At 61.0% G+C, this 12,085-nt stretch carries 11 protein-coding genes and 1 riboswitch; of the genes, 8 read left to right on the forward strand and 3 right to left on the reverse strand.

What is annotated here, in order from left to right; genetic code table 11:
- The 8 genes from LC334_RS07270 (at position 1) to LC334_RS07305 (ending at position 7,763) form a co-directional block, all read left to right on the forward strand.
- A complete protein-coding gene (locus LC334_RS07270; RefSeq protein WP_370737941.1) occupies positions 1–1,320 on the forward strand; it encodes a cobyrinate a,c-diamide synthase in 1,320 nt (439 codons plus the stop codon).
- Positions 1,317–2,036, forward strand: coding sequence for a uroporphyrinogen-III C-methyltransferase (cobA, locus tag LC334_RS07275; protein ID WP_085799996.1), 720 nt, complete (start codon positions 1,317–1,319; stop codon positions 2,034–2,036). Before LC334_RS07270 ends, cobA begins: the two co-directional genes overlap by 4 nt.
- 57 nt (positions 2,037–2,093) lie before the next feature.
- Positions 2,094–2,281: riboswitch (cobalamin riboswitch) on the forward strand.
- Positions 2,282–2,333: 52 nt separating this feature from the next.
- Complete coding sequence (locus LC334_RS07280) at positions 2,334–3,011, forward strand: energy-coupling factor ABC transporter permease (protein WP_085799995.1); 678 nt, start codon at positions 2,334–2,336, stop codon at positions 3,009–3,011.
- Positions 3,012–3,074: 63 nt separating this feature from the next.
- Entirely contained in the window at positions 3,075–3,812 is a 738-nt protein-coding gene (gene cobF / locus LC334_RS07285; protein ID WP_085799994.1) for a precorrin-6A synthase (deacetylating), read from the forward strand.
- Positions 3,813–3,870: 58 nt separating this feature from the next.
- Positions 3,871–4,506, forward strand: a complete 636-nt coding sequence (locus LC334_RS07290; protein WP_085799993.1) for a paraquat-inducible protein A — start codon at positions 3,871–3,873, stop codon at positions 4,504–4,506.
- Positions 4,473–5,117, forward strand: coding sequence for a paraquat-inducible protein A (locus tag LC334_RS07295; protein ID WP_085799992.1), 645 nt, complete (start codon positions 4,473–4,475; stop codon positions 5,115–5,117). The genes LC334_RS07290 and LC334_RS07295 overlap by 34 nt, the downstream gene beginning before the upstream one ends.
- Entirely contained in the window at positions 5,114–7,198 is a 2,085-nt protein-coding gene (locus LC334_RS07300) for an MlaD family protein (RefSeq protein WP_085799991.1), read from the forward strand. The genes LC334_RS07295 and LC334_RS07300 overlap by 4 nt, the downstream gene beginning before the upstream one ends.
- Position 7,199: 1 nt before the next feature.
- Positions 7,200–7,763, forward strand: a complete 564-nt coding sequence (locus LC334_RS07305; RefSeq protein WP_085799990.1) for a PqiC family protein — start codon at positions 7,200–7,202, stop codon at positions 7,761–7,763.
- 20 nt (positions 7,764–7,783) lie between these two features.
- Here the strand turns inward: LC334_RS07305 and gyrB are convergent, their stop codons facing one another.
- The 3 genes from gyrB to LC334_RS07320 form a co-directional block, all read right to left on the reverse strand.
- The gene (gyrB, locus tag LC334_RS07310) at positions 7,784–10,201 is read right to left on the reverse strand and encodes a DNA topoisomerase (ATP-hydrolyzing) subunit B (protein ID WP_085799989.1); all 2,418 of its coding nucleotides are present in this window, start codon (positions 10,199–10,201) and stop codon (positions 7,784–7,786) included.
- A 164-nt stretch (positions 10,202–10,365) separates the two neighbouring features.
- Positions 10,366–11,466 carry a DNA replication/repair protein RecF gene (gene recF / locus LC334_RS07315; protein ID WP_085799988.1) on the reverse strand — a complete coding sequence of 367 codons (1,101 nt, stop codon included), beginning with the start codon at positions 11,464–11,466 and terminating at the stop codon, positions 10,366–10,368.
- Between the two features lie 129 nt (positions 11,467–11,595).
- Positions 11,596–12,084 carry a universal stress protein gene (locus LC334_RS07320; protein ID WP_085799987.1) on the reverse strand — a complete coding sequence of 163 codons (489 nt, stop codon included), beginning with the start codon at positions 12,082–12,084 and terminating at the stop codon, positions 11,596–11,598.
- Between the last annotated feature and the right edge of the window lies 1 nt (position 12,085).

Consider the following 12,085-nt stretch of genomic DNA (forward strand, 5'->3'; position numbering starts at 1 on the left):
ATGACCGCACAATGGCCCCCGGGCCTTTTGATTTCCGCACCTTCATCGGGCACCGGCAAGACTACCGTGATGCTTGGGCTGCTCAGGGCCCTGCGCGACGAGGGCCTGACAGTGCAGCCGTTCAAATCGGGCCCGGATTATATCGATCCGGCATTTCACCGCGCCGCCAGCGGGCGGGCATCTTTTAACCTTGATAGCTGGGCGATGGACCAAAAGTTGTTGGGTGCCATCGCGACGCAGGCTGACGGGGCTGATATCTGCGTCGCCGAAGGCTCGATGGGGCTTTATGACGGGGTGGCGACACGCGGCCAGACCGGGTTCGGCTCCAGCGCCGAAACCGCCCAGCGCATGGGCTGGCCCGTGGTGCTGGTCATCGATGTGGGCGGGCAGGCGCAATCGGCGGCGGCGACGGCGCTGGGCTTCAAGACCTATGCCCCCGACCTGCCCTTTGCCGGTGTGATCCTGAACCGTGTCGCCAGCCCGCGTCATGAACGTCTGACCCGACTGGGGATGGAACGCGCGGGCCTGCCGGTGCTGGGCGTGTTGCCCCGGCGTGGCGATCTGACCTTGCCCGAGCGGCATCTGGGCCTGATTCAGGCGGTCGAACACCCCGACCTTGAGGCCGCAATTGCTGGTTACGCTGATTTCCTGCGCGAGCATGTTGATCTTGCCACGATCCGCGCGGCGGCGGCCTCTGCCAAACCGCCCGCGGCAGGCACCTTGCCCAAACCGCCGGCGCAGCGCATCGCCCTGGCCCGTGATGCGGCGTTTTCCTTCACCTATCCGCATCTGCTGAAGGGCTGGCGTGATGCTGGCGCCGAAATCCTGCCGTTTTCACCACTGGCGGATGAAGCTCCGGATTCCTCGGCGGATATCGTCTGGTTGCCCGGCGGCTACCCGGAACTGCATGCGGCCAAGCTGGCTGCTGCGACCACCTTTCTCAACGGGTTGCGCGCCCATGCCGAAACCCGACCCGTGCATGGCGAATGCGGCGGCTACATGGCGCTGGGCACGGCGCTGATCGACAAGGAAGGCACACACCACCAAATGGCAGGGCTTCTGGGCCTTGTGACCTCCTACGAAAAGCGCAAGTTCCATCTGGGCTATCGCCGCGCGGTGCTGGAGGCGTCGATGCCAGGGCTTGAACCGGGCGCCGCCCTGCGCGGGCACGAGTTTCACTATTCAACCATTCTCGACCAGCCTGACGCCCCGCTGGCGCAGGTGGCAGATGCCGATGGCAATCCGGTGCCAGAAACCGGATCCCATCGCGGCCATGTCACCGGCACGTTCTTTCACCTGATCACGCCGGAGGAGGCATGAGCGGATTTGTCAGCTTCGTAGGCTCCGGCCCCGGTGATCCGGAACTGCTGACCCTCAAGGCGGTAGATCGGTTGAAACGGGCGGATGCGGTGCTGTTTGACGATCTCTCGTCCGGCCCAATCCTGACCCACGCACGCCCCGGCGCCGATCTGGTGGGCGTGGGAAAACGCGCGGGCCGGCCCTCACCCCGGCAGGATCACGTCAGCAGGTTGCTGGTGGATTACGCACAGGAGGGCGGGCGGATCGTGCGATTGAAGTCTGGCGACAGCGGGCTTTTTGGACGGCTTGAAGAAGAACTTGTAGCTCTGCGCGACGCCGGGATCGAGTATGAGATCATCCCCGGCGTGCCCTCGGCCGTCGCGGCAGCGGCGGCCTGCGGCATTCCGCTGACACGGCGACTGACGGCGCGGCGGGTGCAGTTCGTGACCGGCCATAACGCCGATGGTGTCCTGCCCGAGGATATCGACCTTGCCGCGCTGGCCGATGCTCGCGCCTGTACCGTCGTTTTCATGGGCAAGCGGACATTTCCCAAACTGGCCGAGGCGCTTCAGGCCCGTGGTCTGCCAGCCGACACACCGGCGATCCTTGCCGAAGCGGTGGGCACACCCGAGCAGCAGGTAACCCGCAGCACGGTCAGTAACCTGGCCCGGCAACTGGCAACTGAGATCGGCGACAAACCTGCGCTTATTCTTTATGGCCCGCTGGCCGAGTTCTGACTTCGCTTACAAGCCTGAACATGACGCATTTTTTCTTGTGCGATTGTGCGCAACTGATATGACAGAAAGACTTACGGTGTCACATTCGTGACTGAAAAGGGAACCGGGTGAAAGACCCGGACTGCCCCCGCAACTGTAAGCGGCGAGCGCCGAGGAAAGACCACTGGCCCGTTAATACGGGGCTGGGAAGGCCAAAAGCGCTGTGACCCGCAAGTCAGGAGACCTGCCGCAAGTGACCCAACCGCCGCATTCGCGGCCCCAACGCTGCCGGCGGGGCAGCACCGAAAGAGGACGAAAATGCATATCGAACCCGGAATAGTGGATGGGGCAAAAATGGCCCTGGCCTATACAACTGCGGCTGGCGCCACGGGTTACAGCGCCAAGCTTGCACTCAAGGATATCGCCCAGAGCAACGCCGTTTCCTTCACCGCACGCGCGATGATGGCCACGGTCGGCACGTTCATTTTCTTCGAAGTACTGCCGCATTTCCCGGTTGGCGTATCCGAAGTACACTTCATTCTGGGCACAACGCTGTTCCTGTTGCTCGGCGCCGCACCTGCCGCCGTTGGCTTGTCGCTTGGCCTCTTTATCCAGGGCATGTTCTTCGCGCCGACCGATCTGCCGATGTTCTTCGTCAACGTGACCACGCTGTTGGTGCCGCTGCTGACCATAAGCGCGCTGGCCAAACGCCTGATGCCGCAGGACCGCGCCTATGTCGATCTGAACTACGCCGACGTGCTCAAGCTTTCGGGCATCTATCAGGGCGGTGTTGTCGCCTGGGTTGCCTTCTGGGCCTTTTACGGTCAGGGCGTTACGGCCGAAACCTTGACCTCGGTCTGGACTTTCGGCGCAGCCTACATGCTGGTCATCCTGATCGAGCCGGTTGCCGATCTTGCGGTTCTGGCAATCGCCAAATCGGCTCGCGGCATGGCCGGTTCGGGCCTTCTGACGCAGCGCCTCTACAACGCAGCGTAAGCTGATGTATGCCGCCCGGCTCCTGGCATCAGGAGCCGGGCATTTTTATGTCTGGACACCAACATGATCCGTGATCTCTGGCTTGTCGGCATTGGCACGGGCTCGCACGCGCATATCACGCTTGAAGGGCAGCAGGCACTACGCGATGCGGCGGTGATCCTGTTGCCGCGCAAAGGCGAGGGCAAGGATGATCTTGCCGCTTTACGTCGGCGGATACTGGATGATGCCGGGGCAAGCGCCCGGGTGCTGCCCTTCGACATGCCTGTACGCGATGACAGCCTGCCCTATCAGGACCGGGTGTCGCGCTGGCATGATGAGATCGCCCTGCGTTGGTCCGCCGCTATTGCCGAGGCTCAGATCGACGGTCCCGTTGCCCTGCTTGTCTGGGGCGATCCGGGGCTTTACGACAGCACGCTGCGCATCGCCGAACGCTTGTCGCCGCAACCCGTTTTGCGCGTCGTGCCGGGTGTAACCGCGCTCCAGGCGCTGACGTCGGCCCATGCCATCCCTTTCAACACGGTGAACGGTCCGGTAACGGTGACCACCGGGCGGCAGCTGCGGGATAACGGCTGGCCCGACAATGCCGAAACGCTGGTGGTCATGCTGGATGGTGAGTGCAGCTTTCAGCAGCTTGACCCGGAAGGGCTGCATATCTGGTGGGGCGCCTTTCTGGGCATGGACGAACAAGTGCTGGAAAGCGGCCCGTTGTCCGAGGCCGGGCCACGGATCGTGGACACCCGCGCCACGGCACGTGCCGCGCATGGCTGGATCATGGATACATACCTCTTGCGTCGTATGTGATGTCAGGGGCCGCATGGTTCCCATGTTGCGCTGCCTGAAAATGCGCTAGGTCTATCTGATGACTGACGCGCGCCCGATTCCCCTCGATCAACTGATCGTCTGTCCGCAATGCGATGCGGTCTATACCCTGCAACGACCCGGGGTCGGCGAAAGGGCCGTCTGTCAGCGCTGCCGGACCGTGCTGATTACCCCGCGCCGAAAGGCCGGGTTGCAGATCATCGCCGTATCGCTGGCGGTGGTGATCCTGATCATCGCGGCCACGGTGTTTCCGTTTCTGACAATCAAGGCGGCGGGGGCCAGCAACTCCGTCTCGATCCTTGATGCGGCACTGGCTTTTGATCACGGCGTACTTATCTTCCTGGCCCTGACGACGGCGGCGCTCATCATCTTTGTGCCACTGGCGCGGGTCATGCTGGCGATCTACGTGCTTCTTCCCATCGTGCTGGACCGCCCGCCCGCGCGCGGCGCCACGCAGGCCTTCCGGTTATCCGAAGCGCTCAGGCCGTGGTCAATGGCCGAGATTTTTGCCATCGGTTGTGCGGTGGCTCTGGTCAAGATCAGCGATCTGGCGGATGTGGCATTCGGCCCGGCGTTCTGGATGTTTGCCGCGCTGGTTCTTCTTGTTGTGGCACAGGACAATTTCCTGTGCAGGTGGTCGGTATGGAACTCGCTGGACAAAACCCGGACATCATAAGCGCGCGCGAACTTGGCGTCGTCGCCTGCACCCGCTGTTCGCGGGTCTGGAAGCGGGGCACCAATACCTGTGGCCGCTGCGGTCATGCCATCGTGTCGCGTGACGAAAAAAGCCTGCAACGGGTCTGGGCGCTCTGGCTTGTGGGGCTGCTGTGCTATGTGCCCGCCAACCTTTATCCCATGCTGCAAACCCGCACCCTGCTGAGCGTGCAAGAAGACACTATCGTCGGCGGCGCCATCGAGCTTATGCACCACGGCGCCGTAGGCATCGCCCTGATCATCCTGATCGCCAGCGTCGTCATTCCGATCGGCAAGTTTCTGGCGATTGCCTTTCTCGCCCTCTCGGTCAGTCGCAGGTCAACCGCCTCGAACCACCAACGCCAGATACTCTATGAAGTGGTTGAATATATCGGGCGCTGGTCGATGATCGACATCTTTGTGGTTGCGATCATGTCCTCACTGGTCCAGTTGAATACATTGGCCGCTGTCAATCCGGGTCGTGCCAGCCTGTTTTTTGCCCTGTCGGTGATTTTCACCATGCTGTCGGCACAGGCATTCGACAGTCGCATGATCTGGGACGTACAGTCGGGTGATGAAGGAGCGCGCGTATGAGTGACACACCGCAAACGGTACAGATCGTGCCTGCGCGCGCATCGTTTTTCAGCCGTTTTTCCATCGTCTGGGTGATCCCGCTGCTGGCGCTTGCGATTGCCTTGGGCGTTGCCTGGCAAAGCTACAATGACCGTGGACCGGTGATCGAGATCGTATTTGAAAACGGCGCCGGTATCGCCGAACGCGAGACAGATCTGCGCTATCGCGATATCAGCGTGGGCGTTGTCGAAGATGTCGAATTTACCGACGACCTGTCCGCTGTCGTGGTCAGCGTGCGTCTTGACAAGACCGTTGCACCTTACGTCGATGCCACATCTACCTTCTGGGTGGTGCGGCCCGAACTAACCACCCGCGGCATCAGCGGCCTCGATACAGTGCTGTCCGGGGTCTATATCGAAGGTTCCTGGGATAACGAGATCGGCGCCGAGCAAACTCGTTTCAAGGGCCTGTCCGACACGCCTTTATTCCGATCAGACCAGGACGGGCTTCAGATCGCGTTGCGCACGACCCCCGGCGGCAGCCTGACCGATAACAGTCCGATCCTGTTTCGCGGCATCGAAGTGGGGCGGGTGGGCAAGGCCGCCATCTCGCGCGAGGGCAATTTCGCCATTGCCGAGGCTGTCATATTTGAAGAACATACAAATTTGATCACACCCAGAACCCGGTTCTGGGATGCCTCGGGTTTTACCTTTTCCGTTGGCGCCTCGGGCGCGGAGATCGACTTCTCTTCCTTCGCTACGCTGGTCAGCGGCGGCATCACCTTCGACACGTTTGTATCGGGCGGAGGCCGCGTTCAGGACGGTAGCGTATTCGAGGTCTATGCCGACAAGGCCGCAGCCCGAAACAGCATCTTCAACGCTTCCGAGGTCGAAACCATTGAATTGCGCGTTGTCTTTGACGACAATATTTCCGGCCTTGCCGTTGACGCCCCGGTCGAGCTGAGCGGACTCAAGATCGGCAAGGTCGAAAGTGTGGCAGGCATTATCGACCCGGATGAGTTTGGCGATAGCCGGGTGCGCCTGAATGCTGTGCTGTCGATCCAGCCCGCACGCCTTGGATTACCGGACGAGGTCACGCCCGAGGCAGCGCTGGCTTTCCTGTCGACACGGGTCGGCGAAGGGCTGCGCGCGCGCCTTGCCTCGGCCAGTCTGCTGACGGGCGGGCTCAAGATCGAACTGGTGCAGGTTGATAATGCTCCCGCCGCGGTACTTCTGATCGACGAAGATATCGTTCCTCTGCTCCCGACGACGGACAGCGAGGTTTCCGATGCCTCCGCTACTTTCGAAGGCGTCTTCGGCCGGATCAACAACCTACCGATAGAAGAGCTTCTCAACAGCGCGATCGAATTCCTCGACAGCGCCGAGGCGTTCATCTCGGACGAAGACCTGCGCGAAACACCGCAGGATGTCCGCGCCCTTCTGGGTGATGTCCGCCAGATCGTGACCTCGGAAGATGTGAGAAATATTCCCATCGCCCTGAACGCAACCATCACCCGATTTGAAACCCTGATGGCTCAGCTGGAAGAACAGGAACTGGCAAACCGGCTTGCGGCGGCGGTTGATGCAGCGGCAGAGGCTGCCAAGGGTGTCTCTGCCTCGGTCGAGGGCGTGCCCGCTCTGGTCACGCAAATTGAAGCGGTGGCAGCCAAGGCAGAATCACTGCCGGTGGAAGAGCTGGCGATGCAACTGACCGAGCTGGTAAAATCCGCTGACGGCATTCTAGCCACCGAAGCCGCGCGCCAGCTACCCGCCGATCTTGGCGCCGCCCTGCAAGAGATAAATGCCACGCTGGCCGAACTGCGCGCTGGTGGCGCCGTCACGAACATAAACGCCACGCTCGACTCGACACGCAAAGCCGCCGATGCGGTGGCGACATCGACGCAGGATCTGCCCGCTCTTGTTGACCGCATGCGCGCGGTGCTGGATCAGGCCAACGCCACGATCGCAGGCTATAACAAGGGCGAGGTGCTCAGCCGCGAGGCGCAGTCGGCGTTACGCGATATCTCGAAAGCCGCCGATGCAATGGCGTCGCTGGCGCGTATGCTGGAACGCAATCCAAGCGCATTGATACGGGGAAGATGACATGACGATATTCAAACCTGCCCTATTCGGGATCGCCCTGGCGCTTACGGCCTGCGGTGGCACGCCCGACCTTTATCCCGTGACATCACCCGCCATCTCGGAACAGACCCGCATCAGTTTCCGCGCGGTCGAAATCCGCGACGTATCGCTGCCGACCTATGCCGCCGCCGACGAAATCGCAGTGCAGGATGAAACCGGCAAACTGGTAACCGACAGCGGCACGCTCTGGGCCGACAGTCCCGAACGCGCGGTTGCTCTTGAACTTGCGGGCAATCTGGCGCGTCTTTCTGGCGCTCGCGTCGCGTCGGAGCCCTGGCCATTCGAAGCCTTCCCCGATGCGCGGCTTGATGTGCGGTTCGAAAGCCTGTTGGCCGGGGCCGACGGGCAGTTCCGGGCGGCGGGTCAGTATTTCGTCGGGGTCACCGATGGCCGCCGCGAACGCTCGGGCCTGTTTAATCTGGCAGTGCCCTTCGATCCGGCGGGCGGCCCACAGGCCATTGCACGGGCGCGCGGCCGGGTGATCCTTGATCTGGCCACACATATCGCACGCAACGGATTGCGATAACCGCTAATCCTCGCCCGGCATCAGAAATCCAGGTTTTCGACGTTCAGGGCATTTTGCTGGATAAACTCGCGCCGCGGCTCCACCACATCGCCCATCAGCTTTGTGAACAAGTCATCAGCCTCGGCCACGTCATCCACCCGGACCTGCAACAATGTGCGCGCATCGGGGTCCAGCGTGGTTTCCCATAGCTGATCTGGGTTCATCTCACCCAAACCCTTGTAGCGCTGCAACGTCAGGCCCTTTTCGCCCTCCTGAAGGATCGCGTTCAGCAGGTCGATCGGCCCGTGAATGAGTTGCGAGCGGTCCTTTCGCACCAATGACGCAGGCAGCGTGTAAACCTCCCGCACCGATGCAGAAAGCTGCCCCAGCTTACGCGCCTCGCCCGAGCGAAGCACCTGTCCGTCCAGCGTGCGCACTTCCTCCACTCCGCGCAAACTGCGGCTGAGGCGAATACCCTTGTCCTGCGTTGGACGTCCTTGCCAGCCGCGTTCGTATTCCAACGCGATCTGGTCCAACCGCTTGGCAATCGCATCGGCGACACCCTGCAGGTCGGCATCGACACGACCCGACACAAACGCCTCGGCAATGGCGGCCTGTTCCAGAATGTGGCGTGGATAATGAGTGGGGAAAGCCTCAAGGATACGTTTGATCTGCCGCGCCTCTTCAACGACACGCACCAGATCCTGACCGATGATTTCCTCGCCGGTCCCAAGGCGTAGAATGGCATCTTCAGTGCCCTGCGCGATCAGATATTCCTCAAGCGCCGGTTGATCCTTTAGGTAGACCTCGGATTTGCCGCGCATCACCTTGAACAGCGGTGGCTGAGCGATATAGAGATAGCCGCCGTCGATCAGTTCCGGCATCTGCCGGTAGAAGAAGGTCAGCAACAGCGTTCGGATATGGGCGCCATCCACGTCCGCATCCGTCATGATGACGATCTTGTGGTAACGCAGTTTCGAGATGTCGAACTCGTCCCGCCCGATCCCGGTACCCAGCGCCATGACGAGATTGCCAATCTCCTGGCTGCCCAGCATCCGGTCAAACCGCGCCCGTTCGACGTTCAGAATTTTTCCGCGCAGCGGCAGCACCGCCTGCGTACCCCGGTCGCGACCCGTCTGAGCCGACCCACCGGCGCTGTCACCCTCGACGAGAAAAAGCTCGGTCTTGGACGGGTCTTTTTCAGAACAATCCTTGAGCTTGCCCGCCAAGTAATTCACATCCATCGCAGTCTTACGGCGGGTCAGGTCGCGGGCCTTGCGGGCGGCTTCGCGGGCCAGCGCTGCCTCGATGATCTTGCCGACGATCAGCTTGGCCTCATTGGGGTTTTCCTCGAAATACTCCGAGAGTTTCTCGTTCATCAGCCCTTCAACGGCAGGGCGTACCTCGGAGCTGACCAGCTTGTCCTTGGTCTGCGAGCTGAATTTCGGATCCGGCACTTTGACCGAAAGAACGCAGGTCAGACCTTCGCGCGCATCATCACCCGTAAAGCTGACCTTTTCCTTCTTGGCGATGCCGCTGCTTTGGGCATAGTTGTTGATTGTCCGCGTCAGCGCGCCCCGGAACCCGGCCATATGAGTGCCGCCATCGCGCTGTGGAATGTTGTTGGTAAAGGGCAGTACCGTCTCGTGGTAGCTGTCATTCCACCACATCGCGACCTCAACCCCGATCTCGTCTTTTTCGCCGAGGATAAAGATCGGTTCGGGCATCATCGGGGTCTTGTGCCGGTCGAGATATTTGACGAACTCCTTCACGCCGCCGTCGTAATGCAGCTCGGTTTCCAGCGCCTCGGCGGGGCGTTCATCGCGCAGGAGAATGCGGACACCGGAATTCAAGAACGCCAGTTCGCGCAGGCGCTTTTCCAGCATTTCGAAACTGTATTCGAGATTAGAGAAGGTATTGGTGGAAGCAAGGAAACGGACCTCGGTGCCTTTGCGACCCTCGGCATCACCCACGACCTTGAGGTGATCGACCGTATAGCCGCCCTCGAACCGGGCGATATGTTCCTTGCCATTGCGCCAGATGCGCAACTCCAGCCAGTCTGACAGTGCGTTGACCACCGACACGCCCACGCCGTGCAAGCCACCCGAGACCTTGTAGGAATTGCTGTCGAACTTACCGCCCGCATGCAGCTGTGTCATGATGACCTCAGCCGCCGAAACACCCTCTTCCTCGTGCGTTTCAACCGGAATACCGCGGCCATTATCGCTGACCGACACGCTGGAATCTGCATGAATTGTGACGGTCACGCGGTCGGCATGACCCGCCAAGGCCTCGTCGATACCGTTATCGACGACCTCATAGACCATGTGATGCAGGCCCGAGCCATCATCGGTATCCCCGATATACATGCCTGGGCGTTTGCGGACTGCTTCTAAGCCTTTGAGAACCTTAATAGAATCGGCGCCATATTCTTCCGGCGCCGCGGCGGGTTCAGCCATGCGAATTTCCCCTGTTCGTTTGGCAATTTTATACGATTTTCCGAGCGCATTGTCACGTCGTCACCACAAGATTTTGTGGTTTTCCAGCTCACTATGACAATTCGGGCGCGCCTGTCGCGGGCGCGGATCGCGCAGCGCCCGTCAAGCGCTGTCGAAATACAAACTCAGCATTGCAGGACGCTCGAAACGCCCGCGTGTTCGGTGACTTCAACACGCTGCGCCCGATCGCCCAGCTCTGCGAACAGTTCTTCGCCAGTGCCGGTCATCCAGGCCTGCGCGTCAAGGGCGCAGATTTCATCATAAAGCGCCGCGCGCCGGGCAGCATCAAGATGGGCGGCGACCTCGTCCAGCAACAAAAGTGGCGGCGCGCCGAAATCATCCGACAACGCTCGGGCATTGGCAAGGATCAGCGAGACAAGCAGCGCTTTCTGCTCACCGGTCGAACAATCGCGGGCCGGGATGCCCTTGGCGGCGAAAACCCCGTAAAGATCGGCGCGGTGCGGACCGACCAGGGTACGCCCGGCGGCCAGATCGCGAAAGCGGCTTTCGCTAAGCGCATCCCGCAGATCAGAGTCAGTCAACGGCATTTCGCCTTCGGTCATGGTCAGATCAAGCTCTGCGGTAGGAAAGGCCGTTTCCGCCCGCGCCTGTGCCTCGGCGATCTGCGCCAGCGCGGCAAGGCGGTTCTGATGGATTTCGACCCCGGCCTCGGCCATCTGCCGTTCGACGGCGACATACCAATGCCCGTCGCGCACCTGATCCTTGAGCAGCCGGTTACGTTCGCGCATGGCCTTGTCATAAGCCAGCGAGAACTCGGCATGGGCGGGAAAGAAGCTGAGCGTCATCCGGTCCAGGAACCGCCTGCGCCCCTCGGCCCCTTCGATCCAGAGCCGGTCCATCGCGGGGATAAGCCAGAGCACGCGGGCAATGCGGCCAAGCGCGGTCTGGGCGGCGGATTTGCCGTCGATCCGGGTTTGACGGGCTGCGCCCTCTTCCGACCAGATCTCGACCTCGTGGATCTGATGCAACGAATGCAGGATACCGGTCAGCTTCCATCCCAGCGCTTCGGGCCGACGGGCCATATCCTGCGCCGACGCCCGCCGGAGACCCCGGCCGGGCGAAAACAGTGAAACCGCCTCGATGATATTGGTCTTGCCCGAGCCGTTGGGGCCATGAATGGCGATGGGCCGCGCATCCAGATCCAGTACCGCGGACTTATGCGAACGGAAGTGCGAAAGCGTGAGCCGGGCAAGGTGAAGCGTCATGCAAATTGAGTAGCGTGAGAGACTGTTGCTGACCAGAGGCAAAAAAGTGACTGCCGACACAACGCGTATGCACCACAAAAAGTGGCGGCCAACAGGCCGCCATGAAGTCTACAGGGAGATACGGTTGATTTAGGCTGGGTTGGGAACGACCAGCGTGGGCACGGGTGAACGCCTGAGTACTCTTTTCACCACAGTTCCGATAAAGGTATGTCCCGTCCCATGTTCATGGGTTCCCATGACGATCAGTTGGCAGCCCAATTCTTTTGCGCGTCGCAAGATCGTTTCAGCCGCATGCCCGTCAACAAGCTCTACTGAGCTTACAGCGTCATAGGCGTGTTTTTCATCTTCATTCAGCGAATTGACGAAAGCCTGCTGATTGTCTTTGAGCAGTTTTTTTACCGACGCGTGCCGATCCTTGATCGCCTTTGTGCGCGATGCCTCGTCCTGCATGAACATTTGCAGCGTGACCACCGCATCCTGCGACAGCGGTTCGGTCACATGCAGGACATGCACCTTGGCGTTGTGGGCTTGCGCCAGACCTAATGCCTGGCGCAAAGCGTTATCTGCGTTCGCGGAAAGATCGGTTGCGAACAGGATATCCTTGATTTGTGGTAGCATG

The organism is Roseovarius aestuarii, from assembly GCF_019966515.1.
GTDB classification, from domain to species: Bacteria; Pseudomonadota; Alphaproteobacteria; order Rhodobacterales; family Rhodobacteraceae; genus Roseovarius; species Roseovarius aestuarii.

Bases quoted from the DNA above. Each gene is read 5' to 3' on its own strand.
- LC334_RS07270 (WP_370737941.1), top strand. From the start codon at position 1: ATGACCGCACAATGGCCCCCGGGCCTTTTGATTTCCGCACCTTCATCG.
- cobA (WP_085799996.1), top strand. From the start codon at position 1,317: ATGAGCGGATTTGTCAGCTTCGTAGGCTCCGGCCCCGGTGATCCGGAA.
- LC334_RS07280 (WP_085799995.1), top strand. From the start codon at position 2,334: ATGCATATCGAACCCGGAATAGTGGATGGGGCAAAAATGGCCCTGGCC.
- cobF (WP_085799994.1), top strand. From the start codon at position 3,075: ATGATCCGTGATCTCTGGCTTGTCGGCATTGGCACGGGCTCGCACGCG.
- LC334_RS07290 (WP_085799993.1), top strand. From the start codon at position 3,871: ATGACTGACGCGCGCCCGATTCCCCTCGATCAACTGATCGTCTGTCCG.
- LC334_RS07295 (WP_085799992.1), top strand. From the start codon at position 4,473: ATGGAACTCGCTGGACAAAACCCGGACATCATAAGCGCGCGCGAACTT.
- LC334_RS07300 (WP_085799991.1), top strand. From the start codon at position 5,114: ATGAGTGACACACCGCAAACGGTACAGATCGTGCCTGCGCGCGCATCG.
- LC334_RS07305 (WP_085799990.1), top strand. From the start codon at position 7,200: ATGACGATATTCAAACCTGCCCTATTCGGGATCGCCCTGGCGCTTACG.
- gyrB (WP_085799989.1), bottom strand. From the start codon at position 10,201: ATGGCTGAACCCGCCGCGGCGCCGGAAGAATATGGCGCCGATTCTATT.
- recF (WP_085799988.1), bottom strand. From the start codon at position 11,466: ATGACGCTTCACCTTGCCCGGCTCACGCTTTCGCACTTCCGTTCGCAT.
- LC334_RS07320 (WP_085799987.1), bottom strand. From the start codon at position 12,084: ATGCTACCACAAATCAAGGATATCCTGTTCGCAACCGATCTTTCCGCG.